Origin of the sequence: Streptococcus sp. HMSC066F10, from assembly GCF_001813805.1 — a bacterium.
Taxonomy (GTDB): Bacteria; Bacillota; Bacilli; order Lactobacillales; family Streptococcaceae; genus Streptococcus; species Streptococcus vaginalis.
Genome location: NZ_KV813957.1, coordinates 1 through 26,760 on the forward strand (window position 1 = coordinate 1; position 26,760 = coordinate 26,760).

The window sequence follows — 26,760 nt, forward strand, 5'->3', positions numbered from 1 at the left end:
AGCTTTTCTTCAACCCACTACAGTTGACAATGAGCCCGAAAAAACGGTATAGCCGTATTTCACGACTATACCGTAATGTTCGGGATTACAAACTCCCTATGTTGCATTGCCTAACCTATTGGTTGTTATTTTTCTTAAGCCCCAGTGCTAGTGCTGAAAGAGCAGATCCAATCAGTGTCATGACACCTACATAGAATGGTGCGCTCGTTGCATCGCCAGTTTTTGGTAGAACATTTGCAGAAGAATTTGTCCCTTTATTTCCTGTATTTCCATTTATAGAACCAGGCTGTGCTGTTCCTGGGTTCATTGGATGCTCCGGTTTGGCCGGTTCTTCGGTGAAGGTCCAAGAACCTGTAATGCTTGCGTTCTTGTCACCCATGGTGCCGTTATTCGGATCGGTCCAACCGCTGAAGGTCCACGTACCTTTCTTACCGTCCTTCTCACCTTTTACCGTGTCGTTCTTCTTGTAGGTGGTATCTACGGTGTAGTGATCACCAGCATAGTAACTATCACTATTCTTCGGGAGCTCTTTTCCTGCCGGTGCGTCCTTACCCCAGTTGTAGACAACCTGATACTTGTTAGCTTCGGTGAAGGTCCAAGAACCTGTAATGCTTGCGTTCTTGTCACCCATGGTGCCGTTATTCGGATCGGTCCAACCGCTGAAGGTCCACGTACCTTTCTTACCGTCCTTCTCACCTTTTACCGTGTCGTTCTTCTTGTAGGTGGTATCTACGGTGTAGCGATCACCCTTGTGGTAGCTGCCTGTATCTTTCGGAACAGCCTTTCCCTCTGGTGCATCTCCACCCCAGTCGTAGGTCACTGTGTATGTATGGAGTTCATACACAACGGCTATTTCATGGTTTTTATCGAGGTTCGTAAAGGTATAGCTATTTGGATATTTAGATATATCCATTTCCTTGGCATCAACGGTTACGCTCTTTAGCTTGTAACCATCCTTTGGTGCATAGTTTATGGTCTTATTGTCTCCCTTATATGCATCGCAGCTCGGATCAATGGTTCCGTTTGTTACGGATGTAGTGATTTTTAGCTTGACCCGGCTCTCCTTCCAAATTGCTGTGACTTGCGTATCTTTGTCAACCATAATCTCAGTGCCTGGCGCTAGTTTTTTGCCATTCACTTCCCAAGTGTCAAATTCCTTATTTTCAGGAGCAGTGAAAGCATTACTCAAAATCTTGTACTTTGAGCCCTTGTTTAGCTTCTTGTCTTTCATTTCGCCGGTGCCGCCGTTACCGTCGTAGCTAACAGTGGCAGTTTCGAGAGCCTTGCTTGCCAGATCCGATTCAAGCGGAGCTTCTTCAGGAATTAATCCACCATTATCTTTTGCTTTTGCCGTGATGGTGGCTCCAACTGCTAACTCTTTAATCTCCAGGGTTACTACCCCAGTATTTGCATCAACGGTCGCACCATCCGATGTCCACGTGGTCTTACCTGTGGTAGCGTCTACGGTTCGCGTTGCAGTGACGGTTTTCTCCGCGCCCGATTCGTCCTTATACGTAATCGTGTAGGACGCCAAGTCGGTATCATAACCGGGATCTTTATAAGCCGGTGGGGTAATAGTTACTTCACCCTTATCCGTGTCTACTGCAATCACCGGAGATTTAGGTGCGATATTTTTCACCAGATCTTTAGCAGGGAATTTAGTGACTTTGGCCCCATCGTTTAGTTTATAGGTTCCATCGGCATTTTTTTGATATACCGGATTGCCGTCGTCATCCCAATCAACTTCCACATCATTAGGACTGATTATTGTAACGTTTCCGTCTTTATCAAACTCGATAAACGCAGGATCGTTTATAAATCCAGTTCCATCGGGGAGTTTAGATACGCTATGTACCGTATTGGCATCTCGAATAGCTTTATCGATGGCTTTTTTATCGTCATCAGTTAGTTTTTTGGGATCTCTCACGGCGACTTTTTGGGGAGTTGTTATTACCGGCTCAGACTTCGCGCAAGAACGGAATTTATGTGGCTCTTTGACAATAATACCGAACTTTTTTCCGAGTTTTAAATCATCATCATTGATTGGGAACGTAACTTTTGTGCCGTCAACGGATACTGTTTGAGACATCTCTCGCCAAGTCGATTTGTCCACTATACATTTTCCATCTTCACAGAAACTATTGTCCTCGTTATCCGTGAAATTGTTGACAAAATAAAATTTCGTACCTGCGGCAACCTCTTCAGCAAATGTAACGATAATCTGTCCATCTGTTACCTGGACTTTTTGTATTGTCGGAGCAGCAGATGTTTCCGTTACCGTTTTGATTTTTAGGTCCGGAGCTTCAATTTTTCCGGAGATTGATCTATCGGTATAGGTCACTTCATAGTAGGCATGATCCGTGCCATCGATAGAAAATGTAACACTCTTAATTTTATTCGCAATTTCCGGATTGGCATTCTTCAACAGTTCAGTAGCTTCTGCTTTCTCATCGTCATTTACTTGGTTGGAGTTCGTGTGTTCAATCCAGATTTCGCCGACGGGCATTGTGAGCGTTGTCTGACCTGCTATTGATAGCTCAGCATTTGCAGTTACTTCTGGTGATTTGTTTTCATCTAATTGTTGATAGACAGTAACTGTATCTCCTTCTTCAACTTTTGTTCCAGCAGGTAAATCTACTTTCCAGGTATTTCCTCTTTTAGGGGTATAGGAAAGAGTGGCTTTAACAGTGCCGTCTTTAGCCTTTAATGTTACATGGACTGTTGCTACTACAGTCTTTTTATTAACCTTATCTTTGTGTACCTTACCGCCGGAAATGGTTGTGGCGTCGCAAAAGACTTTGTTAATGGTCGGTGCCGGTATAGCAGCACCCACGGGTTGATCAACAATCTCTGGTCCGATCTCTAAATCCCCGCCCTGTTCCTCGTTGGATTTGATACTTGATGGTTCTTCCTTTACAGGAGTGACAACTTGCGGTTCAGATTGAGGTCCGTATTGCAAGTTTTCGGCATACGTAATTGGTGTCCATGACATAGATAAAATCATCAAGGACGCCAACGCGAGCGAAAAAAACCTAATAACATTTTTATGTTTTATCTGCTTTTTTATTTTCATAATTTTTATCCATCTACGCATGGCGTTGGATTCTCCTTTCTTTGACGTCCCCTATCAATTTGAATTGTTTACATCTTTCATTACGGGTGAATAAGTCACCCAAATCTTGCAATTCATAATTATATTATACCACATCTCAATTGTAACCGCAACTTTTTTTACCACAATAGTGCACTTGATTCTTTGCCATTTTGGCTCTTATTGACATTTGGGGCTGCGGTGGTTCTTCTGGAGCATCCAACATTGCCTTTAAACCGAAGCTTGGTATCGAAACTGTCCACGACGGCCTCCAGGTGAGCTACGGCTGTGCGTGTTCCGTCAAGAACAGGACGGTGAAACGATCAGCCAAGTTTACAGAAGCGAGGATTAATAGACGAACAAGCAGCAATTGGCATCAAAGATATGGGAATCCGCCAACAAGATGCGCTCGAAAATCGAGGCAAACGAATACAAGGACTACATCCTGGGCTTCATCTACGAGCACCTTATCAGCAACTTCGCCGCCAACGCAGGCAAGAAAGCAGGCGAGTTCTACACGCCGCACGAGGTGTCCATGCTCATGAGCGAGATAGTTTCGTGGCACCTGGCCGGACGCAAGAACATCACTATCTACAATAAAATCATTTACAACTATCCACTGGAACGTTTCCGTGCGAGTGGCTACATGAAAGATTTTCAAAACTTTGCAACCGATACGAACCTCTGGGGTCGCACACTTATAGCTTGAACAGGTTACACTAAACTAGACAGAATTTATAAAGTGTTTTTGTTAAACGATTGCTCTTTTAGTCATGGGTGTTTGGTAATTAAGAGTGCTGTGGATGCGATGGTGATTCCACCAGTGGACATAATCCTTAGTTTTAAGGGTTAATTCTTCCAGAGAGCGGAAGTTTTCTTGGTTGATAAACTCCAGTTTAAAGGAGCGATAGGTACTCTCAGCTACCGCATTGTCATAAGGACAACCCGCTTGACTCAGTGAACGTGTGATGCCAAAGGCTTCTAACATCTCATCAATCAAGGCATTATCAAACTCCTTACCACGATCAGAATGGAAGAGTTTGACCTTGGTCAGAGCGTAGGGAATGCTTTGAATGGCTTCTTTGACTAAGTCAGCAGTCTTGTGCCAACCAAGGGATAGGCCAATGATTTCACGATTGAAGAGGTCAATGATCAAGCAAACGTAAGCCCAACGATTGGCAACACGAACATAGGTTAAGTCCGTCACAAGGGTTTCCAATGGTTTTTGTTGGTTAAACTGTCTCTCTAAGAAATTCGTAACTGGTGCTTCATTCTTCCCTTTAGCATGCGGTTTGAAGGCAGCCTTCTGGTAAACAGAAACCAAATTCAATCTCTTCATGATGCGACGAATCCGACGGCGAGACAAGTTGATTCCTTGTACTTCCAGACATTTTTTTATCTTCCCGGCTCCGTACCTAGACTTACTTTCGAGGAAGATAGATTTGATTTTTTCTCCAAGTTCTGCTTCAGGTACTGGCTCTACAGCTTTGTAGTAATAGCTAGAGCGAGGAATCTTCAACCAACGACACATGGCTGAAATGCTGTATTTATCCTTGTTAGCAGTGATTATATCCCTTTTCGTGCCATAATCACTGCCGCTTGCTTTAGAATGTCTAATTGCATTTCGAGCTCTTTATTTCGTTTTCTGAGTTCTATCAACTCACGTTGTTCATCTGTCAGATTATCGACAGTTTTAAAGGAACCAGTTGTTCTTGCTTGTTTAACCCACTTATCGAAGGTTGAGGGCGTTAAATCATATTCTTTGATCAGTTCACTGCGTTTTCTACCTGCATTGTGCAAGTCAACGATTTGTTGTTTGAAGTCATCTGTGAAGTAACGGCGAATTTTTCTAGACATAGTTTTTCTCCTATTTTCTTTAGTGTAGAACACTTTATAAATTCTGTCTAGTTTAGTGTAACCTGTTCAGAACATCGGCTGTTAAAACCACCTCCCCTCTCTCAATTTTTGCATAGTTAGTATGAGAAAAGGAAAGCACTTCTGCAACATATCTTTGAGCGAAATCATAATCTTCCCTCAAATCTCTTATACGTTGGTACATCTAGCTTTCTCCTAAGAAAAGTATATGTCACTTTCAGAAAAAAGCTGGGAAATTGTCATGTTATGACAGCAAAATTTATATCATCCTTATCTGAATGCCATTTGAGGTTTCTAATGCTGTTAGCTATCAAAAAATGGTATAATATTTTTCCTTTTCTCATAAGACAGATGCATGTTTTTTGAAACTAGTTTTTAACTTTTCTGGACATATTGATCTTCTTGTGATTACAAAATTGTAATATCGAATGATTTAATACTTGTTTCTCCTGGTTCCACAAATGTCACTTGTCGTTTCTCTTCAAAAATATCACTTTCTTCAAGTGAAGTAGATAAACCACTCCATGGTTCTAAAGCAATAAACGGACCATTATTAGTTGTTGACCAAATAATTAAGTTAGAAAAATCTTTAAAATCCACTCTCAGTCCTTTATTACTTTTCTTAGATTTCAAACTGACACTACGAGACTTAAGTTTGTCAAATGTAATGGCGTCATGAGAAAACAGTGAATGTACTAAATCAATCTTTCTTTCATTCATGAGAAACGGTGTACGATTTTGTAAATCAAGCAATCCTATCTCTGGGAAACTTTTAGGGATACTACAAGTCTCTTCTTCAGAAAATTCCAAATAATAATCTTCGTAAATATCGCTATCTATTAACGGGCAATTAAAACCTGGATGTCCTCCAATAAAATAGGGTAATATCCTATTATTTTCAGTATTCGTCACTTGATATTGAGTCGTTATCGTTGACTCGTGTAAGCGATAAATAATTTTTAATCCAAAGTTAAAAGGATAATTTTTCAAAGTAACTTCTGTGGACTTAAAAGTAAAAGCTATCGTTTGCTCATCAATCTGTCTAAATAAAAAATTTTCTTTTCTAACTAAACCGTGTCTAGGAATAATCCTTAGAATATCTTTGTTGTCAGAATCAAAACTAACTTTATCGTCACGAACACTTCCACAAATGGGGAATAAAACAGGGGCCTGGCCACTCCAATATTGTGGATTCCCTTGCCAAAGATATTCTATTCCATCTTCATCTTTAATTGATGATAAAGCACCTCCAAACTCCTTAAACTGTACAGTTAATTCATTATTTCTTAATTCAATAACCATTTTTTCCTCCAAAACAAAAGAAAACGAGGATATCAGTTCAAAGACTCACATTCTCGTTTTATATTAGAAATTATAATAAAGAAGTATCTTTAAAACCTACTCAATAATTTGTGTTTTAGCTACTTGTTTATACCAGTGAGCACTCTTCTTTGGATAGCGTTCTTGCGTATCAAAATCCACATAGAAAAGCCCATAACGTTTTTCATAACCATTAGACCAAGAAAAGACATCCATCAGCGACCAAATAAAGTAACCTTTGACATTTGCTCCATCAGCAATGGCATCAGATAAGACTTCTAAGTGTTGTTTAACATAGTCAATCCGTCCATCATCATAGACCGTATTGTTCACAAACTCATCTTTATAACCTAATCCATTCTCGGTAATATAGATTTTTTTGTAGTTTGGATAATCTTGTTTCACCCGCATGATTTGGTCATACAGGCCCTGCGGATATATAATCCAATCCCAGTCTGTTCTTGGAACATAGTCTGGAGCAACCCGTCTACCAACACCTTTTATTTGGTATTTAGAACTTCCTTTTTCGCCCTTACCATTGTGAATAATTTCAGTCTCGCCATCAAAAGCTTGCATCCAGTCACTCATATAGTAGTTGATTCCGAGGAAGTCATTGAGATCTTTAGCCGCTTCAAGTGCTTCAAAATCTTCATCTCGTAAATCCAAAGTACCACCATTGGCAGTCAGAATATGATTGACTCCAGCCATGGTTTTTTCGGAATAATATCCCAGATAAGTCGCATCCAAGATAAATTTGTTATGGATAATGTCTTCCAACTCTGCTGCAACCACATCATCCGGATTTTCCGGATCAAGAGGATACTTGGTAGGGAGTGCATGAACAACTCCGATTTCACCCTTGTAGCCCTTATCCTTATAGAGCTTTACTGCACGAGCGTGAGAGACCATCATATTGTGATGGGATTGGAAGACCTTGGCTAGGTCATATTGGATGCCCGGCGGAAATTTTCCAACGAGATACTGGCCGTCTCCAATCGGCCCAATCTCATTAAAGGTCGTCCAATAGCGAACTTCTGGGAATTCTTCAAAACAGAAAGCTGCATAGTCCACAAAATGTTCGATATTCTCACGATTGAGAAAATCACCATTTGAATGCAAGGCTTCCGGAGTATCAAAGTGATGAAGGGTCACAAATGGTTCCACATGCCGTTTATGACATTCCGCAAACAAATTGTGGTAGAACTCGACACCTTTTTGGTTGACTTGACCATATCCAGTTGGGAATATGCGAGACCAAGCAATCGAAATACGGATACCATTCACACCGTACTCCTCAGCCAATGCCAGGTCAACTGGATATTTATGATAAAAGTCACTGGCAGGTTCTGCCGTATACCAATAATTATCTTCTAAGTATTTATCCCAAGCAACGGGACCTTTACCATCTGTGTGAGTAGCTCCTTCAGCCTGATAAGCTGCCGTAGCCCCACCGAAAATAAAATCTTTTGGGAGCGTTTTTGCCATCTTTTTCTCCTCTTTATAATAGTATTTGAGATGAAGCATTGGAAAGGAAACAGGGAAAGTACTTATTTTGCTTCATCTCAAATAAGCTAACTGATTTAGTCTTCAAACTGTTCCTGAACAAATTTCAGAGCGCCTTGTCCATCACGAGTGAGCTTAATATATTGTGCTCCTTCTGTCTTAGCTAATTTGATGCCTAATTTATCTGTCTCGGCCTTCATATCTTCAAAGTTAGAAGCGACTTGAGGAGCCAGGATAACAAGGTCAAACTCAGGAAGCATTTCACGGTGAGCTCCGTAGCCACCAGCTGCTGCTTTAACAGGGACATTGTACTCGGCTGCCGCTTTATTGAGAGCGTTAGCCAAGAGACCACTGGTCCCACCACCAGCACAAAGAACAAGGACATTTGTTTCTTCTGTAATATTATTTTGAGCTGGAGCTTCTTCTGCAGCACCTGCTTTTTCAAGAATCGCATCTGCTTTAGCTGTATTGAAGTTAGCCGCAACCTTTTCTTTCAGAGCATCGTTTGATTTACCAGAACGTTCTTCTTCCAGAATTTGTTCATCATAAACCTTGACGAATGGGTAGTAGATGATAATATCCACTACAACCAGAAGAGCCGCAAGGACGAATGACAAGAGTTGGAAGTTGGTACCAAGAACAATTCCCAGAGGTCCAGGGGTTACCCATGGAAGGTTAGCTGAGAAGGAGTTCATGTTCAAGGTATCGACAAAGAATTTGAAAATCCAGACATTGGCAATTGGGGCAAAGATGAATGGAATGAAGAAGATTGGATTCAATACGATAGGAGCTCCAAAGAGGATTGGTTCGTTAACTCCAAAGAAGGTAGGAACAACAGAGGCACGTCCGATAGCCCTGTTTCGTTCTGATTTACAGAGCCACATGAAGAGGAATGGAACAATCAAGGTTGCACCAGTACCACCCATGGTAACGATGAACATTTGTGTACCAGAGGTGATGACCTTATCCGCATGTTGACCAGCTTGAATCAAGTGCAGGTTGGCATCGATATTGGCATAAGTAATGGCTGCAATAGCTGGTTCAACGATTGATGGACCATGGATACCCACAAACCAGAAGAAAGCATAAGCACCAAAGATAAGGGTAATTCCGAGATAACCATCAGCTGCAGAGAAGAGAGGAGCCAGAAGCGTACCAATAGATTCTGCAACAGTTACACCAAGAGATGCTTTAACAATCAGTTCAAAGGCATAAAGGATAACCACTGACAAAGTGAATGGAATCAAGTCCTTAAATACTTGGGAAATATTTGGTGGAACTTCTTCTGGCATACGAATGGTGACATTATTTTTCACACAAACCTTGTAGACATTAACCGTTACAAAGGCTGCGATGAAAGCTGTCAAAAGACCTTTGGTTCCCATAAAGGCAGTCAGGAAGCCACCTTCCTTAGCAGGTTCAGCAGCCATCAGGAGGAAGCCGACCATGGAAGCCAGCATCGTAGACAAGAAGTTAATCTGGTTTGTCGCTGGCAGATCACGATTGACAGAGTCTGTCAGAGCCTTAGCGGTTGTTCCGCCTACAAAGAATGCCAGAATCCCCATCGAATAGCTATAAGGAGTCATAAGGAAAGTTTCAATGTCCTTAGACCAGTGGAAGCCCCAAGCATTTGGCACATAGGCAATCAAGATAAAGATAGATGAAAAGAGGATGACTGGCATACCAGCGATAAAGCCATCCCGAATAGCACGGAGATAGATATTCCGAGAAATCTTCTCAAAGAAAGGCTTCCCTTTCTCAATAAGTCCGATGAGTTTGTTCATTATTTTACTCCTCTTTTGTATAGTTCAATCAAATGGTGCATCATGTCTTTTAGCAAGATAGTAGTCATTAGGTGATCCTGGCCGTGCATCATGGTCACACTGTAAGCCAAGTCTTCGCCAGCAGCTTCTTTTGTCAAGAGACTGGTCTGAGCATGATGAGCTTCAGCGATGCAGCCATTGGTTTCTTCCACCAAGGCATCTGCCTTAGCAAAATCTCCCGCTTCTGCAGCCTTTAAGGCTTCCAACAGTTTGGAACGGGCATCGCCTGCATAGGCTACAATTTCAAAACCAAGTAATGTTACTTCTTCTCTGTTCATGACAGAACCTCCTTTTTTAGTTAAAGTAATCGTTGAATATGTAAAACAAGGTAGACTCGCTCACTGTTGTATACATCTACTCCAGTTTGTTGAGCGACAATCTCGTAAATGGTACTTCCAATTTGATAGGCTTCTGGATAAGTCAGCTTTATCTGACTTTCCATTTCAAGGAGTGACACATTATCATCCCGACTCCTATCTAAATAGTCTAAGAAATAATTTAAGTGAATCATGAAGCGGTCATAGAAGTTGCTGTTTTCAGCCGTTCTTCTAATATCATTCTTCCTTAACTCAGCTTCCACAGCTCCCAGGATTTCCTTTCGCTTATCCAGATGGCTTTGCCCCTCAGGATCAGAATTGCCCTCGGCATTGATAAAGTGATAGGCTATTCGGTTTACCTCATCATCAGGGAAAGTATCTAACAAGCGCTCTCTGTAGATAGTAACTGCTTCTTGAGCGATTTGATAAGGAACTGGATATTTCTCTCTAGCATCTGGAAGAGCGCTGTCCTTGTAGCGTCCCTGTTGTACTGCTTGATAAGAACAGTAGATATGGTCCGTCAAAGTGACATAGATATAATCTTGAACCGGATAGCTGTACTTCCTTGAAAGACTGTCAATCACTTCGTAGGTCACAGTGATGAAATCCAGCGGAACATCTTTGAGAAGACTCACAAAGTTTTCTCTCGATTCCTCCGTTTTCATCCGAAAGACTTTCTCAGCCTTTTCTTTTGGGATAAAATCACCCTTCTTTTTACCAAAAATGATTCCCTTCCCAACAATGACCAACTCTTTCCCCTTTTCATTTCTGACAAGAGCGACATTGTGGTTCATTGGATTTAGAATCCGATACATGGTAACCTCCTTACTTGAATATTCAAGAATTGTGAAAATAAAAAATGACCACAAACACCCTTAGAAAGTTTTTTACCTCTAATTCGTCTGTGATCATGCGTAATCTTAGTTACTAACATTCACCTTTTATTAACTTGTGACTATAGTATATCATAAGGTTAATAATTTGTAAACCCTTTCTTTGAGCTTTTTAAACATTTTTTTCTTTTTTTGGTGATTTTAAACGAAAATCAGTCATTGATAACTCTCCCTAAATGGATACCAATGACTGATCCTATTTTAGGAAATTTTCAGAAGCTCTATTTTATGCAGAAACGCTTACGTTGGATTTTTATTTCCCCCTTCTATTTTAAATCAGAGCTGTTAAAAATTTCATTATAAAATAGCAGAATTAGACTCTTTCTTTCCAAGAAGTCGCTGTTTGCTTAAGCACTTGATTGAGCTCATCAATATTTTGAAAACCGCTTGTCCGGAGCCATTGACGAGCTGCTTCTTCCCCTTGCTCAATATAGTCTTTGACACTGCCGGCCCAAGTTGCACGGCCGCAAAGCACTCCGTTGAAGTTAGCACCAGATTCGTGGGCAAAGACCAGAGTTTCTTGGAAAAGCTTAGCTGCTACACCAGCGCTCAGATAGATATAAGGAAGATCAGTTGCTTCATCCTGTTGTTTGAAGAAGGCAGCTGCTTCTTCTTTCGTATGCACCACTTCACCATCCCCAAAGCCTTCTACATATTTCACATTGACTGGTACTTCAACCTTCAAAACATCAATATTGAAACGTGAATCAGAGAAAACTTTCATGGCTTCAATAACTTTGCGAGGCTTCACCTTGGCATACTCGGCACTGGAAGCATCCGCAATTTTTTCATCATAAGCCAAGATTTCAAGGAAGAATGGAATATCTTCTGCCACACACTCAGAACCCACACGTTCAATATAGGCTTGCTTTTGTTGGTTGAGTTCATCAGAGCTATCTACATCATAGTAGAGCAAAAACTTAACAGCATCTGCACCTTGTTCTTTGATACGTTTTGCGGACCAAACATCCAGACAGTCCGGTAGACGCTTAGTGCTGGAGGTGTCATAACCTGTTTTTTCATAAGCCAGCAGCAAACCGGCATTTTTGTCCAGGGCTTTTGTAGCTGGAAGGCCATATTCTGGATCCAGCAGCATGGAGGAAGCGTATGGGGTCAGTTCTTCAGCTACCAGAACTTTCAGTTCTTCCATTTGCGCAACTGTTGGTTCTGCCTCTTGGTATTGAGCCATCAATCGTTTCAAGGCTCCACGTTGGTCAAAGGCCAGGGCAGAGATGATACCATTTTCATCAGAAAGTTTTTCCATATATTTACGTTTTTGCTCAGTTAATACCATTGTTTATACCTCTTTTACGTTTATTTGTTCATAAAGACCGTCATAATGATAAACATTGACATGTCCAGTCATCTTTTCTTGAGCATTTAACATGCCAAGAACATTTGCTTTTTTCAATAGAGAGACATCATCTACATGATGACTCAGAGCTGAAGAAATTCCTGCAACAGTCGAGTCCCCAGATCCAACTGGATTGACTACTTCAATTTTAGGGATATCTACCTTGTAGAAAGTATCCCAGTGCTTGGCAAAGGCACCATCTGCACCAAGTGATACGATAATCCATTCGACTCCTTCAAATAAAGGATCAGACAAAACAGATTTGAGTTCGCCAATATCCTTTGAAACTTCTCTACCTAATAATTGGGATAACTCCTCATTATTTGGTTTGATTGCAGTTGGCTTTACATTCGATTTCAAAACGGCTTCCAAGGCAGCACCTGAACAGTCCAGGACGACTTTATTATCAAATTGATTGGCAATTTCAATAAGCTGAATATAATACTCAACTGGTAGACCCGCCGGTAAACTACCTGAGATGCTGACTACATCAGCCGATTCCATCAAGTGCTTGAAATGATGCAAGAAGCCATTTGCCTCTGATGCAGAAATTCTTGGCCCAGCTTCCAGGATTTCCGTTTGCTTACCCTCGTGCAGAATGGCGATACAATTCCTGGTATCCCCAGAAATTTCATAAAAAGACTGCTGCACATTCTGATGGAGATTCTGAAGCAAGAATTTTCCATTTGTTCCACCAATTAATCCTGTTGCGGCGACATGATCGCCAATTTCTGCTAGAACCCTTGTTACGTTTAAACCTTTTCCGCCAGCTGTTTTACTGACTTCTGCAACACGATTAACAGTGTCTAGCTTAAACTCTTCCAACGGATAAGAGATATCAATGGAAGGATTCATTGTAACTGTAAGAATCATCTGGTTACCTCACTAATCGTGGTATTCTCCGCGATCCCACTTTTCCAAAAATTCTGTGAAAAAGTTCTCATCAGCTTGATGAGCGTTGTGAGTTTCGACATGCTCAATTTTTGCAATCAACTTTTTGTTTTCTTCCGTTGGTTTATATTCTGCATGAATGAAAGCTTCAATGATATCACACATGAGAAGTTCTCCGGTAATCTTGCCACCAAACCCGATAACATTAGCATTTAATTCTTCTTTAGCGTAGAGAGCTGAAGTCATATCACGGACCAAGGCTGAACGGATTCCCGGAACCTTGTTAACCGCATTATTAATGCCGACCCCTGTACCGCAGATACAGATTCCTAGATCTGCTTTTCTGCTGGCCACTGCTTCTCCGACTTTTTTACCATAGATTGGATAATGAGTCCGTACATGGTCGTATGTTCCGTAGTCTTGAACTTCATAGCCTTTTGATTTCAAAAAATCAACAACAGCCATCTTTTCGTTAGTTACGATATGGTCACATCCAATTGCAATTTTCATTTAAATTCTCCTCTCTCCTTAGCACATCTTGTTGAGCATATCAACACGGATTTGGTGGCGACCTCCGTCATATTTCCCATTGACGAATCCTTTTGCAATATTCTTAGCAAGGCCTTCACCAACAATTTCTGATCCCATCGTAATCATACGAGAGTTGTTGTGGCCGCGAGTCATATAAGCAGAGCGTTCATCTGAAACTTCTGCTGCAACCATACCCTTAATTTTTGTCGCAACCATGAACGGACCTGCTCCGTATGCATCAATGACAATACCAAGATTATCTTCTTGCTCATTCACTTCAGTGGCAACCGCTAGTGTCACATCAATGAAATCCTGGCCTTCCTTTGTCACATCGACTACTTCAAAGCTTTCTCCAACGAGATAATCTTTGACCACATCTTTCAGCTTGCTTCCTGCAGCATTTGCTCCAATAATAATTGCCATGAGCATTCTCCTTTTTTGATTTATTTGAACAGATTGTTGTTTTTAACCAACACAATCTGATTTTCATAATCATAATATACTCCTTTTTTAGTTTATTGTCAACACTTTTTGTTTAATTCAATCAATATTTTTATTAATCTGATTAAGTCAAACAAAAAAAGCCCTAAAAAGAGCTTTTAGACAATATAATCAGAGTAAGTTATAAAATCACTTTTGTATACTCCTCTACCTTTTCTTGTACCTTATCTAAAGATTGATCAGTGATTACAGCGGTGATATCTGATAAGGAACAGATAGAAGTAAAATCTTCCTTCCCGATTTTAGAGGAATCTATCAAAAGATAGCTTTCAGTGGATCGTTCCAGGGCTAGCTTTTGAGTGTAAGCTTCTTCAAAAGACGAAGTCATAATCTGACCATTCTTAATTCCATTCCCACTAAAAAACATCTTGGAGAAATACATCCGATCCATAATGGCATTTGTCATCTCTCCAACAAAAGCCTGAGTGGCATCTCTCATTTCTCCACCTAAGAGAAATACTTTAAACGTATCAGATTTCTTTTTCTGTAGATCATTAAAGATTGGTAGACAATTAGTAATCACCCGAAGATTTTCATTCGTAATCTCATCAACAAGAACCTCGACAGAAGTTCCTGGGCCAAGAAAAATGGTGTCCCCATCCTTAATTAATTCTACAGCCTTCTTGGCTACTTTCTTCTTTTCTTCTATGTTCTTTAATAGCTTTTCTTCATGGGGGAGTTCACGATAGAATTGGGATTTATTACTTTTGGCTCCACCAAAAATTCGAGTCAGTTTTCCTTGACTTTCTAACTCTGTTAAATCACGCCGCACCGTCATATCTGAAACTTTCAAACTGTCCATAATCTCAGAAACAGTGACTGTTCCCGCTCTATCAACTAGTTTGACTAATTCATCCAGTCGTTGATGTTTGTTCATCCTTTATCCCCTTATCTACATTGTTACCAATTGTTCATTGTTTATTCTGATATTTTATACAGAAAGATTCTAGTATTCATTATAACTCTTTCTGTTTAACATTTCAACATTTCATGTTTAATTCAAACACTTTCGACTTGCATTAGTACCTCTGAAAATTTCTATATTTCAGGTTGATCTAATGATTCTTGATACTTGAATTTGGAGGCTTCTGTATATTCTTTATTCAAGATTTCTACAAAGTTTTCCAATCTCCTTGCTACATCTTCATAATTTTCTAGATATTTATCTAATTGTTTTTGAAGTTTAAAGATGTCTGGTAACACGCTTGAGCCAAGATTCCTTTTCTGCCGAAGGCATTAATAACCTCATCACTTAATCCACGAATCTGGGTCAAGTAGGTTCGTGCTTGCTGAAAAGGTTCTTCAGTGAGGTAATAACGAAAAGGTTTATAAATTTCTTCTATCGTTTTAGTCTGTTTAAAATCTCCAGTTTCAAGATAAGATACAGCTTCTTTGAAAGAAACACCTGTCACCAGCTGAACAAAGTCAATCACATCCCCTTGTATGTCTCTTGAAAACCATTTGAATGTATTGGTATCGGCAAAAATCCGAAAGGAATCATGTTCTGGGTGTTCATAAACTTGTCCTGATAAACATCTAAAGGAATAACCCAGACTCTCAGCCACATCTAAAATGGACTTTTGTTTTACTGCTTTAATTATTGTCATCTCATCTCCCTATCAAAAAAGCAGAAGAATCTCTCCTGCTAGTTTGTCTCATGTGTGGTATCTCCTTGAATGTTTGGAATACTAGAGTTAGCCCCATCGGTAGCTTCTTTTAAGTTCTCTAGTTTTCCATTACAAATGGTTAGATGATTAACCAGGAGCTTGTCTGAAACCTTGGAGTAGGACAACTTAATCGTCTTAGTTTCTGTCTGAGTAGTTCGTTGTTGCTGCTTACTCAAATCAGATACATAGGTCACTTGATAGGATACTTCTGCAAGTGCTTCATTTTCTTCTGTATCGACGTAGATACTAGCTGATTCAAATCGGTAGTCAAGCATGTAATCTTTATAAACTTGATTGATGGCTTCTTTCTGATTTGCTTCTTCTTCTGAAAATGCCGAATCAGTCATGTAGGGCTTAATACGAGTGTTATTTTCACCTAGCTGAACTTTGGTATAATACCGTGTCAAAAACTCTTTAACAAGCTCATCTGATAAGATCGTTGCTTTTTCTTCCTGCCTTTCCTTTGTCACTAGCTTATTTGCTTCTGCTCGTATTTGGTGCTCAGTTTGCTTTGAAACGGATTGTGAGCCAATCGTATAGCCAATCATGACCATAAAACTTACTGCGACTAAACCTCCTACTCCAATCAGAAATCTAGCCTTTACTTTATTTAACATGGCTTTCTCCTTTATAAGTGATAGCCACATCATATCAAGATTAACTTGGAGATTTTATCACAAGAAAAAGGACTACCAATTGGTAATCCTAAGTATTAAGCTACCCTTTTTCTCCATAATCTAATCATCAGAGTAAGGAAGAATAAAAAGTTCGATGCAATATAAAATCCTGTAAAACTCCAAATACCATTGGTGGCTAAATCTTCTGTATAGAGATTTCGTTCTGTGAAGAAGAGGTAAATCCCAAAAATTTCCATAAAGGCCAAGCTTCCAATGAGGCCGATAAGAACTAACCCTGTTGCAGCCTTTACAATCTGAAATAAAACAATAAAGATTAATCCTAATGCGGTAATAAGAAGAGAGCTTTGTAATATCTGTTCCATCATATCTTGCACCTCTTCCTAAGTCAATTGCTTACGGTAATAATCAGCTTGTTCCTTGTCGAGTTCATCTAATTGACTAACTAAATCAAGGTAGTCTTCTTTTGTAACCTCATCCAAGTCCGGAAAGTCATTCTCACGGGTCGTGATGATGACCTCTAATTGACTGATGATTTCTCGTTTTGAAAAGCTAACATCAAGGGTTTCATCTTCATACTGTTCCTTTAAAGCTTGGTAGTCAGCTCTATCCTCTGGACTTGTGAAACCTTGTACCAACCATTCTTCTAGTTGATAACGCATTTCTTCTATCGTTTGGGCCATGATCTAGTCTCCTTTTGTGATTTCTTGACTTCATTTTACCGCGTTCAAAAATTTTTGTCAGCCTTTTTCTTAAATCTCAAGAGCTATTTGTTGCTGTTTTTGATGTTGTGTGCCTTCATTAAACTTGGCCAGTGCTACATCAATTTCCTCGATTTCAGCTTCTTGTTCTACCAAGGGTGCCAAAACATCATACTTAGCCTTTACAAGCTGATAATCCTCTTCTTTTGGAAAGACTTTCTCAACTTCAACTTTCGCTACTTGTAACTTATCTTTTAGGTTCTTTACCATCTCTTCTGTCTTTTCTTGGTCATCAATAATATGGTCAATGGCATTATTAATCCGTTGAATAGTTCCCACGTCTGATTTCAAATCAAGGGCGACTGTATATTGATTATCTCCTACAATCATCAAAGAAATAGTCTCTGGTAAGGGCTCACTAGGACCTCGAGTTGTCATTTTTAAATCAAATCCTCTAAATGTGGCAAGTGTTCTGACTTCCTTGGTCTCTGAACGGTTATAGGTAATGAGTTTTCGGAGATAGTCCCCTGCTTCAGCACGATTGTCCATTGCTTGATTGTCAAATCGCATGACAAAGTCTAAGTGCTTAGTTGCGAGGGATTGAGCAATATCCTTATCATATTGACTCAATCGTTTTTCCATGATAGGGAGGTACTTCTCGCAATAGGAAACGGTATGGCGGTATTCATCTTTGGAGCGGTTAAAGGCTCGTTTTTGATTTTCTAACACCGTTAGTTCATTTTCCAACTCCATTTTGAGTTTGAGATAGGGATTACCAGTCGCTAAAGCCTTAAAGTCAGAAGCCGTCATGGTTTGTTCGTCTATATCTTCTGCTGCTCGAATAGGTTCTTTAGATGTCATAATTTGTTTAATATAACGCAACTTATTTTCCTGTGTTGCCCACAAATAATTATCAAAAGAACCTTTCGTAATATAATGATAAATCTCTACATTTTGGTGCAGATTACCTTGTCTAATCAAACGTCCATTGCGTTGCTGGATGTCCGAGGGACGCCAAGGAACATCCAAATGGTGGACAGCTTTCATTCGTGATTGCACGTTTAAACCAGTTCCGCCCTTTTCCGTTGAAGCCATGAGAATCCGTACTTCTCCGCTATTGACCTTTCTAGACAGTGAGTTTTTCTTTTCATCAGTATTGGCGTCATGGACAAAGGCAATCTGGTCTTTTGGAATCCCTCGATCCACAAGCAAGTCTTTGAGTTCATTGTAAACATCAAAGCCTTCTTCCTTACTTTTAGGGGTTCCAATATCCGAGAAAATCATCTGAGTGGCTTTGTCTCCAGCTCCTTCACGGTAAATCCGCTCGACATTATCAACCACTTGAAGAATTTTCTGATTGTCCGATAAAGTATAAGCTGGGTCAATCAACCGCATATCAATGGCTAATTTTCTGGCTTCCCCAGTGATCTTAAGCATGTTATCAACACTAGGGTCAACGCCGCCTGATTTGATAGCGTCTGAACGCTCTACCAGTTCTTCTAAATAGTATTTCTGAGCTTGCGTTAACTCGCTTTCCACCGCAATTATCTTAACTTCTGGTACAGGTAAATCCAACATATCAGAAGTTTGAATATCGGCAGTTTCCTTGTAGATTCGCATAAGTTCAGGAAGATTGACAAATTTCTTAAACCGTTTCTTGGGTTGATACTTATCTCCTGTGGGGGCTAACTCCATAGAGTTCTCGATATTTCCGAAAGCTCCAACCCACGAGTCAAAATTGGATACCTGATAACGTTCTAAGACATCTGGCTGAATATAATTCATCATGGTGTAAAGTTCACTAATGGAGTTGGATACAGGTGTTCCTGTCGCAAAAACGACATTTCTATCTCCATGCTCTGCCTGAACCTGTCTCACCTTCATCTCCATATCCACATTCTTCTTAGAAGTGGTATTGGTGATTCCTGCGACATTGCCAAGTCCAGTAATCGGTCTAATATTTTTGAAATGGTGAGCCTCGTCCACAAAGACGAAATCAATACCTAGATTTTCAAATTCAATAAAGGTATCTCGTTCCAGTTTTTGGAGTTCTTCCAATTGATGTTCCAAGCCCTTGATGGAGCGCTCTGCTTCTTTAACCGTATAGTCACTATCACTTTCTAGCTTGATTTCTCGGAGTTGCTCTAGCTTATCGTGAATATAAGTGACCTGTTTCTCACGACTCATCGGTATTTTTTCAAACTGGGAATCCCCAATGACAATAGCATCGTAGTCCCCTGTGATAATGCGAGAGACAAACTGCTTGCGTTTGGCTTTGGCAAAGTCTTTCTTGGTCGTCACATAGACCTTTTTCGTTGGAAAGAACTTCATGATTTCTTGACCAAACTGGGCGGTCAAACTAGAAGGAACCACATAGAGAGGTTTATGCACCATACCAAGTTCTTTCAGTTTAAAGCCTGCTCCCAGCATGGTTAAGGTCTTTCCAGAACCGACTTCGTGAGCTAGTAGGGCACGTTTTTCTTCCACAATCCGTTGAATGGCATTCTTTTGGTGAGGACGTAAGGAGATATTCTGGGCAAGCCCATCGATGGCTAAATGACTGCCATCATAGACCTTGGACACTGTTCGATTATAGAGGCCGTTATAGGTGTCTTCAATCATCTGCTGCACTTCTGGGTACCTTGCCACAAAGTCTTGAAACAACTCTTGAATTTGGTTTTCCTTGGCACGAAGAACTGTTGTTTTCTCCACATCTGTCACATTCTTTTTCTTGTCTCCTTCAACAATTTGTTTTGTGACGGTCGGTTGATTGGAATTAAGGAGGTTTTCAAAGATTTTTCGACCACTATCATAACGAGAACCTGAAACACCCAGACTTCTATCCGTTGCCGTAGAATAGGTATAGGCAAACTTAGACTGGTAGGAAATTGTTCCATCAAGAGGACTGACTTCAAGGACTGTCGCTACTTCTTGGCCAGAGAGTTCATAGGCTTTCCCCATAAAGGTTTCTTGGGCAAATTTTCCATAAACGGCTAGATGAATCCAACGTGAGCCAATCCGATAATCAATATCTGCTAGAGTGACACGTTGTGGTCTAACCTCTTCTAAGAGAGCTTGATAGTGTTGCCAAGGAAAATCAGAATTTTCTTGCTTAATGAGTAAGTCCACAATTTCTAACTTGGTCACCACATCCCCTGATAAGAAATCCTGACGAGACACATAGACCACTTCTCCGTTTTGGAGATAGCGTTCTGGGTCAGGAATAATGGCATCTCCCAGTTCTTCAATCAAAGTAGCTTTGGAATCTGTGTGATAAATAGACATCATGTAATCCAAATCCACTCCACGCCCATCTGCTAGGCTGGAATTGAGAGCATCAAGTGCTGAGGTAACTTCTGTCACTTCTCTTTCAGGACGAACCAGAGCTTTTTCAAAGGCAAGCGACTTAGTATAGATAATCGTTTTTCCATTTGGGTCAAGACTTTCATCTTCTAAACTAGCAAGGAGCGAATACTTATCATCACTATCAAAAAGATTGCGGTTTACAGCACTATTCAAATAACCATAGCGTTTGACAAAGCTATCATAAACATGATTGAGTTTGCCTAACAATTGATTAAATTTCTCCTTATCGTAGTCATAATAGCGTTGAATGGCAATGACTTCTTGATAAGTATTACGAATGTCCACCATTCCCTTAATCCGTGCCACTTCCTTATCTGATAGCGGTGCTTCATAAAAGACCGTTTTTTTGAAATATCCCTTAAATTGTCCTCGTTTTGCTGTTTCCTCGGTCACATAGACATCAAGAGCCGTACTATCCGTCACCTCTAAAGCATTAAAGCGGTCAATCTGCTTTTGGGAATGCTTGCTGTCCCAGGCTTTAAAGTTTCCATCTTCATCGACATAATAGCTGATTTCTTCCGTCTTGGTTCCCACTCGAATACCTTTGTTATCTCGATAGTAAACCGTAGAATCCTGATAGCCAAAACTGTATTGACCAAGATTCTCTCTCATTTCAGGTGGAATGGAGGTATCAATAACTAGTTTGGCCAGTACATCTGGGTTGATGATGATTTCAGAAGCATCTACCATTCTTGGTGCCTTGACCTGTTCCATAGCAGTCTGAACATCTCCTATCAGGTTATCAGAACTGCCCTTAACAGAAAGAGTTCCACCGTTAAAGTTTCTGACTTCATAGGTTCCTAGGACTTGGCGATTGTATTCTCCATCAAAGTAAGGATTGAGCCAAATGCGGTCATCCTTGTCATAACGAACGGAACCTGAAAAGGCTAGGTCAGCTGCCACATATCCTTTGTCGAAGTGCTTCTGGAAGAACAACATATCTGTTGTAACATTGGTTCCTGCAATGGCCTTAAAAGCAGTATCTGGTAAACGCACACCACCAAGAAACTCGGTTGTCTCACGAATATCTTGAAGAATATTCTCCGTCCGTTTATCCATGGTTCCTGTGGAGGAGATAATAGTCACTTGCCCACCATCATGCACCAAATCAAGCGACTTCTTCACAAAATAGTCATGAATCATATAAGGCTTATCGTACTTGTTATCTGCAATCCGAATATTAGCAAACGGTACATTTGAAATTACCAAATCAAAGCTATTATCATTAAAAGCAACTGTCTCAAAGCCTTTGACTTCTATATGCGCATTTGGATGAAGGTGTTTGGCAATAGCTCCTGTAATGGTATCTAACTCCACACCGTATAACTCACTTTTTTCTCTCAAATGTTTGGGCATAGCCGCAAAGAAATTCCCTGTTCCCTCTCGTGTCAAGCGACTGACACAAAATATATTGTCTATTTTTAGACAGCAAAAAGAGAGTGATTTCTCACTCCCTCCCCCTGTCTATTTCCATATGATTTTTTGAACTATACTACCTTCACAGATAACTGACTCAACATACTTTTCCATAAGTTCTCGTGTAAGCTCATTATCTGTTACTACTTCTGTTTCGTTAGAAGATAGTTTTATCTTTTCTTCCAGCCTGTCAATTTCCTTATCTATCTGGTTTTTACTTTCTACAAACTTAACTTTCGTCATTTTACCAAGTTTATATTTTTCAAAATCAGACATCTTCTTTGCCTGAAGCTTTTCTATCTTCTTCTCTATATCTTTAATACTTATTTTTTCTTTGGGTTTTACTTCTACTTCACCATATTTTTCTTTAATAAGTACAAGGACTTGTTCTTCAAGGTCATTTACTCTTGAATTTTTATGTTCTACATTGTTGCATTTACATATCCTGCAAGAAAAATACTTATGCACCCTTATGCTTCCATCAAGTCTTTTATGTTTCGTTTGGGTAAATCCTAAAATATGATTACAAGTAGGACATCTTGCAAATCCTTGTAATGGCGATTTTGTCCTCCAAGGATAGTCAGTATTTTTCCCTTTTAGAAAGCTATTTTTTTCTTTAATTTCTTGAACCTTATTGAATTCTTCTCTTGAAATGATAGCTTCGTGGTGGTCATAAACTCTACCCCATTCTTCTTTAGGATTAAATTTAAAACTACTTGGATTTAATACCGATTTTTCTTGCATATTGAAGACATAAGTGCCTGTGTAATTTTCATTGGATAAAATATCTACCACTGTACCATTTGTCCATGTTGGTGCATCTCTTGTATCTGATGACACTATGTTATATTCATAATCCATGTTGGTAAGTTCTTTTTTACGCTCGTTTGGTGTTGGTATATTCTCTTCATTCATAACTGCTGCAATCTTTCTTGATGCAAGTCCTGTAAGTGCTAAGTCATATACCTTCCTCACAATCCAAGCTGTCTTATTATCAATAATGATGTTGTGCTTATCATCTGGATCTTTCATATAACCAAATGGTGGACTCCAAGCAAGAAACTTTCCTTGCTTTTTAAGTTCAGTAGTAACTGTCTTTACTTTTTGCGAAATATCTTTTGTATAGAAGTCATATAACAAACCCTTAAACTGAATATCAAGATCTGTTCCATTTCCTTTTTCCTTATCACTATCATAGCCATCATTAATCGCAATAAACCTAATACCAAGAAACGGGAATATATTCTCCAGATAATCACCAAGGGTAATATAATCTCTCATAAACCTCGACAAGTCTTTTACAATTATGGCATTGATTTTACCATGCTTAACTTCTTCAAGCATTCTTTGAAAAGATGGTCTTTTCTCATTTGTCCCTGTATATCCATCGTCAACATATTCTTCTCTTTTGAAGCTTTTAAATTCGTCATTTCTATCAAGAAAATCGTTCAGGAAATACCTTTGATTTATAATACTTTCGCTCTCATCTTTCTTCATCTGATCTTCTACAGATAATCTGATATAGAGTGCAATTTTACTCATCTTCCACACCTCCCATCAAACTATCCATATTAAATTTAAAGATTATTTCAAAGTTATGATTGCCATAGACAATTATCTTTTCCACTAAGCTATGAATTAAATCAGCTGGTAATTTTTCAACCTTTTTTGCCGTAAACACATCCTTAATCCACTTAATAGATGTTTTCTTATCCCTTTCAAGGTCTTTTACAACCTTTTCAATGGCAATAACTTCATTATTGATTGTTGCAATATGGCTAAGAGCAATCTCTCTTTTAAGGCTATATATTTCCCTATCAATCTTGCCTAAGCTATATTCTTCATAAGCTTTTTGAATTAGAATCTCCTCTTTTTCAATCTTGGCTTTCAATTTGAAAATATCCTTGTTTAATTCATCAATATTTTCGTCAAACTTTATGGAAACTCTTTCTATTAGCTTTGTCTTGCTTGTAGCCTTAGTAATAAACTCTGCTACCTTTTCTGACATTGCTTTATCTAAGTCTCTTTCCATAATAAATACTCTTACTTCGTTATCTATCTTGCCTGTACAAGTATCATTTTGAAAAGAGTAGTGAAGCCTATCATGGTTTATCCCGTAAATTCTGGTTCTTCGATAAAGCTCCTTGCCTGTTGCATTATTGAAAATCAGTCCTTTATATCTGTTCTCATAATCTCTTTCAAAGTTATGCATTTCTGCACCAAAAGCATTATTCTTTAATCTATCTGCTCGCCTTTGTAGCACTTTTTCAAAGTCCTCTTTTGAGATAATAGGTTCATGAGCATTTTCATATATAATATGCTGACTTTTATCTACATATTGTTGCTTCATTCCTTTTGCAAGATTTTGTTGCTTAACACCTTGCACTAAAGTTCCTGTGTATGCTCTATTAGTAAGCATTTTTGAAATAGTAGCTTTATTCCACTGTGGATCGCCATCTTGTCTATAAATTCTACCTGTTTTGTAATAGACCATTCCCGTCGCATAACCCTTTGTATTAAAGTGTTTTGCAACCTCATATTGGCTTTTTCCCTCAAGTGTCAATCGGAACATTTCTTCAACGATGAATCTAACATTCTCATCAACTTCTAATTTCTGTCCCTCTTTTAATTTTACTACCTTATATCCATAAGGCGGAACAGAACCAATAAAGTATCCGTTTCTTGCCCTATTGTGCTTACTTGTCTTTATCTTCACCGAAATATCTTTAGCATACATATCATTGACGATATTCTTTAGAGTTACTTCAAATGATTTCTTAGAATCTAAATCCTTAACAGTATCAACCTTATCATTAACAGAAATAAATCTTACTCCCAAGAATGGAAATACCTTGTCTATGAGTCTTCCCATCTCAAGATATTCTCTTCCAAGTCTCGATAAGTCCCTTATGATAATACAATTAATTCTTCTTTCACGAATATCTTGCATCATCTCCTGAAACTGTGGTCTTTCAAAATTTGTTCCACTGTATTCATAGTCTGTGTAGATATTTACGACTTTGATATTTTCCTTTAAAGCATACTCTTTACAACAAAGCACCTGTGTTTCGATAGACGATGATTTCTCACGCCATTCTTCTTTTCTTTCACTGGATAATCTTGTATATACTCCAGCTTTATAAAATACTTTTTGTGCTTGTTCTTCGTTTTTTCTTATATATCTTTTGGAAGTCCTTGCCATTAACAAACACCTCCAACTGCAAGCTTAGGTTCAACTCTTTCTAACTGCTCACCAAATAACTTGCCCATTGATATTAATCTTGCCTTATGTGTATCCTTAGCTTTAGCCTTATCACTATACACAATTGCTTGAAGTAGATTTACTGTTTCAATATTGTTGAAGACAAAGTTAATTGCATTATCCTCTCCTATCTCAATACGATCTATAAAAGACACTAAAGACAATCGATTCAATTCATCGCTTCCAGGATTAGGAACTATCTCAGAAACGAAACTACCTTTATCGTTTATCTTCATTTTCAGTTCATCTACGATATTTTGCTTTGTAATAATTTGTTTCTCAATTTCTCTAATCTTGATAAGATAATTTTTTCTAAATCGTTCAAATTCTTCAGTCGTAATAAGTTCTTCTTCTAAATCCATGTAAAGAGATTGTCTAAGTCTTTCATACTTCATTTTTTCTGCATTTAATGACTCAAAATCAACCTTTAATGTAAACTTTGAAACATCTATTTCGCTAACTTTTTTAAGTAGCTCATTGTACTTAGATAGATATTCATTTAATGCATGAATAGTTGCGTGGGTAACATAATCTTCTTTTATGCTATGCCTTGAACACTCTCCAGCATTATTATATTCAGAGCAAATGTAGAAAATCTTATCTCTTACTTTTCTCCTGATCATAGGACTTCCACAGTCTTTACAATAAAGCATACCTGATAATATATATGGCTTATCTTTAGATTGTTTCACATCACGAAGTAGCATTTTGTTTGCAAGTGCAAAAATGGATTTTGATACTATGCTTTCATGAGCATTTTCTATTGCAATCCAGTCTTCTTTTGAAACATCTACTTCATGCTTTGATTTATAATTTAACTTTGTGGTTTTCCCTTGTTCCAGGACACCAATATAAACCTTATTTGAAATAATACGGTTTACCATCTTAGCATCCCACTTTGCTTTTTTCACAACAAAACCAGTATTGAAATTATCACCATTATTTTCTTTGTGCTTTGATGGTGTAACTGTTCCAATACTGTTTAGAAAGTCGGCTATAGCCTTTGAGGAATAACCCTCTATTTTCATATTAAATATTCGCTCAATAATATGAGCGACTTCTGTATCAACTACAAGCTGATGTTTATTCTTATCATCTTTCTTATATCCAAAAGGAGCAAATGACCCAATAAACTCGCCATTCTTCCTTTTCACCTCTTTTGATGATTTCACTTTCATAGAAATATCTCGACAGTAACTGTCATTGATAAAATTTCTAATCGGAAGTATTAAATGTGTATCGCTAACATCCGCATTATCACTATCATAGTTATCATTTACAGATATGAAGCGAATACCTTTTTCAGGAAATATCTTTTGCAGATACTTCCCAGACTCAATATAATCTCTGCCAAAACGAGATAAGTCTTTTACCATAATGATAGAAAACTTTCCTTTATTCAGGTCATCAATCATATTCTTAAAATTTGGTCGCTCAAAATTAGAACCACTATATCCATCATCTACATATTCATAGGATAATTCAATGTCCTTTTCTTTAGCGTAAGATTTGATTATTTGTCTTTGATTTGAAATAGAGTTGCTTTCATTACTATCTCCATCTTCTCTTGAAAGACGAAGATACATACACGCAGTATTTCTCATAACAATCCTC

General features: G+C 38.9%; 20 protein-coding genes and 2 pseudogenes. 1 reads left to right on the top strand and 21 read right to left on the bottom strand.

What is annotated here, in order from left to right:
- Positions 1–115 precede the first annotated feature (115 nt).
- On the bottom strand, positions 116–3,094 hold the full coding sequence (locus tag HMPREF2933_RS01160; RefSeq protein WP_070672332.1) for an SHIRT domain-containing protein: 2,979 nt from the start codon (positions 3,092–3,094) through the stop codon (positions 116–118).
- A gap of 367 nt (positions 3,095–3,461) precedes the next feature.
- Between HMPREF2933_RS01160 and HMPREF2933_RS10545 the strand changes: the two genes are divergently transcribed.
- Complete coding sequence (locus HMPREF2933_RS10545) at positions 3,462–3,800, top strand: N-6 DNA methylase (RefSeq protein WP_286048960.1); 339 nt, start codon at positions 3,462–3,464, stop codon at positions 3,798–3,800.
- Between the two features lie 42 nt (positions 3,801–3,842).
- Here HMPREF2933_RS10545 and HMPREF2933_RS01170 read toward each other — a convergent pair.
- The 20 genes and pseudogenes from HMPREF2933_RS01170 to HMPREF2933_RS01270 all read right to left on the bottom strand — a co-directional run bounded on the left by HMPREF2933_RS01170 (position 3,843) and on the right by HMPREF2933_RS01270 (position 26,750).
- Positions 3,843–4,948, bottom strand: a protein-coding gene (locus HMPREF2933_RS01170) for an IS3 family transposase (protein ID WP_118138810.1) whose coding sequence is annotated in 2 segments (ribosomal slippage) — positions 3,843–4,672 and positions 4,672–4,948 — 1,107 coding nt in all. Because the reading frame shifts where the segments join, the coding sequence is not laid out codon by codon here.
- A gap of 58 nt (positions 4,949–5,006) precedes the next feature.
- Positions 5,007–5,150: pseudogene (locus tag HMPREF2933_RS01180) on the bottom strand (helix-turn-helix domain-containing protein); the annotation flags it as partial.
- A gap of 224 nt (positions 5,151–5,374) precedes the next feature.
- Positions 5,375–6,268, bottom strand: a complete 894-nt coding sequence (locus HMPREF2933_RS01185) for an aldose 1-epimerase family protein (RefSeq protein WP_024052539.1) — start codon at positions 6,266–6,268, stop codon at positions 5,375–5,377.
- A 96-nt stretch (positions 6,269–6,364) separates the two neighbouring features.
- Positions 6,365–7,771, bottom strand: a complete 1,407-nt coding sequence (gene lacG, locus HMPREF2933_RS01190; RefSeq protein WP_003068615.1) for a 6-phospho-beta-galactosidase — start codon at positions 7,769–7,771, stop codon at positions 6,365–6,367.
- Between the two features lie 95 nt (positions 7,772–7,866).
- On the bottom strand, positions 7,867–9,573 hold the full coding sequence (locus HMPREF2933_RS01195) for a lactose-specific PTS transporter subunit EIIC (RefSeq protein WP_024052540.1): 1,707 nt from the start codon (positions 9,571–9,573) through the stop codon (positions 7,867–7,869).
- Positions 9,573–9,890 carry a PTS lactose/cellobiose transporter subunit IIA gene (locus HMPREF2933_RS01200; protein WP_024052541.1) on the bottom strand — a complete coding sequence of 106 codons (318 nt, stop codon included), beginning with the start codon at positions 9,888–9,890 and terminating at the stop codon, positions 9,573–9,575. Before HMPREF2933_RS01200 ends, HMPREF2933_RS01195 begins: the two co-directional genes overlap by 1 nt.
- 20 nt (positions 9,891–9,910) lie before the next feature.
- Positions 9,911–10,744 carry a PRD domain-containing protein gene (locus tag HMPREF2933_RS01205; protein WP_024052542.1) on the bottom strand — a complete coding sequence of 278 codons (834 nt, stop codon included), beginning with the start codon at positions 10,742–10,744 and terminating at the stop codon, positions 9,911–9,913.
- A 391-nt stretch (positions 10,745–11,135) separates the two neighbouring features.
- A complete protein-coding gene (lacD, locus tag HMPREF2933_RS01210) occupies positions 11,136–12,116 on the bottom strand; it encodes a tagatose-bisphosphate aldolase (RefSeq protein WP_024052543.1) in 981 nt (326 codons plus the stop codon).
- Positions 12,117–12,119: 3 nt separating this feature from the next.
- Positions 12,120–13,049 carry a tagatose-6-phosphate kinase gene (locus HMPREF2933_RS01215; protein WP_024052544.1) on the bottom strand — a complete coding sequence of 310 codons (930 nt, stop codon included), beginning with the start codon at positions 13,047–13,049 and terminating at the stop codon, positions 12,120–12,122.
- 12 nt (positions 13,050–13,061) lie between these two features.
- On the bottom strand, positions 13,062–13,577 hold the full coding sequence (lacB, locus tag HMPREF2933_RS01220) for a galactose-6-phosphate isomerase subunit LacB (RefSeq protein WP_024052545.1): 516 nt from the start codon (positions 13,575–13,577) through the stop codon (positions 13,062–13,064).
- Positions 13,578–13,595: 18 nt separating this feature from the next.
- Entirely contained in the window at positions 13,596–14,021 is a 426-nt protein-coding gene (gene lacA, locus HMPREF2933_RS01225) for a galactose-6-phosphate isomerase subunit LacA (protein WP_024052546.1), read from the bottom strand.
- 199 nt (positions 14,022–14,220) lie between these two features.
- Positions 14,221–14,976, bottom strand: a complete 756-nt coding sequence (locus HMPREF2933_RS01230; RefSeq protein WP_024052547.1) for a DeoR/GlpR family DNA-binding transcription regulator — start codon at positions 14,974–14,976, stop codon at positions 14,221–14,223.
- Positions 14,977–15,289: 313 nt separating this feature from the next.
- Positions 15,290–15,706 (bottom strand): annotated as a pseudogene (locus HMPREF2933_RS01235) (DNA primase); the annotation flags it as partial.
- Positions 15,707–15,744: 38 nt separating this feature from the next.
- Complete coding sequence (locus tag HMPREF2933_RS01240; protein ID WP_024052550.1) at positions 15,745–16,383, bottom strand: hypothetical protein; 639 nt, start codon at positions 16,381–16,383, stop codon at positions 15,745–15,747.
- A 95-nt stretch (positions 16,384–16,478) separates the two neighbouring features.
- On the bottom strand, positions 16,479–16,769 hold the full coding sequence (locus tag HMPREF2933_RS01245; RefSeq protein ID WP_024052551.1) for a DUF5966 family protein: 291 nt from the start codon (positions 16,767–16,769) through the stop codon (positions 16,479–16,481).
- Between the two features lie 15 nt (positions 16,770–16,784).
- Entirely contained in the window at positions 16,785–17,084 is a 300-nt protein-coding gene (locus HMPREF2933_RS01250) for a DUF5962 family protein (protein ID WP_024052552.1), read from the bottom strand.
- Between the two features lie 69 nt (positions 17,085–17,153).
- The gene (locus tag HMPREF2933_RS01255) at positions 17,154–21,860 is read right to left on the bottom strand and encodes an SNF2-related protein (RefSeq protein WP_236002977.1); all 4,707 of its coding nucleotides are present in this window, start codon (positions 21,858–21,860) and stop codon (positions 17,154–17,156) included.
- A gap of 72 nt (positions 21,861–21,932) precedes the next feature.
- Positions 21,933–23,426, bottom strand: coding sequence for a recombinase family protein (locus HMPREF2933_RS01260; RefSeq protein ID WP_000034166.1), 1,494 nt, complete (start codon positions 23,424–23,426; stop codon positions 21,933–21,935).
- The gene (locus HMPREF2933_RS01265) at positions 23,419–25,086 is read right to left on the bottom strand and encodes a recombinase family protein (protein ID WP_000124684.1); all 1,668 of its coding nucleotides are present in this window, start codon (positions 25,084–25,086) and stop codon (positions 23,419–23,421) included. Before HMPREF2933_RS01265 ends, HMPREF2933_RS01260 begins: the two co-directional genes overlap by 8 nt.
- Positions 25,086–26,750: a recombinase family protein gene (locus tag HMPREF2933_RS01270; RefSeq protein WP_001246228.1), complete on the bottom strand. Its 1,665-nt coding sequence runs from the start codon at positions 26,748–26,750 to the stop codon at positions 25,086–25,088. The genes HMPREF2933_RS01265 and HMPREF2933_RS01270 overlap by 1 nt, the downstream gene beginning before the upstream one ends.
- Between the last annotated feature and the right edge of the window lie 10 nt (positions 26,751–26,760).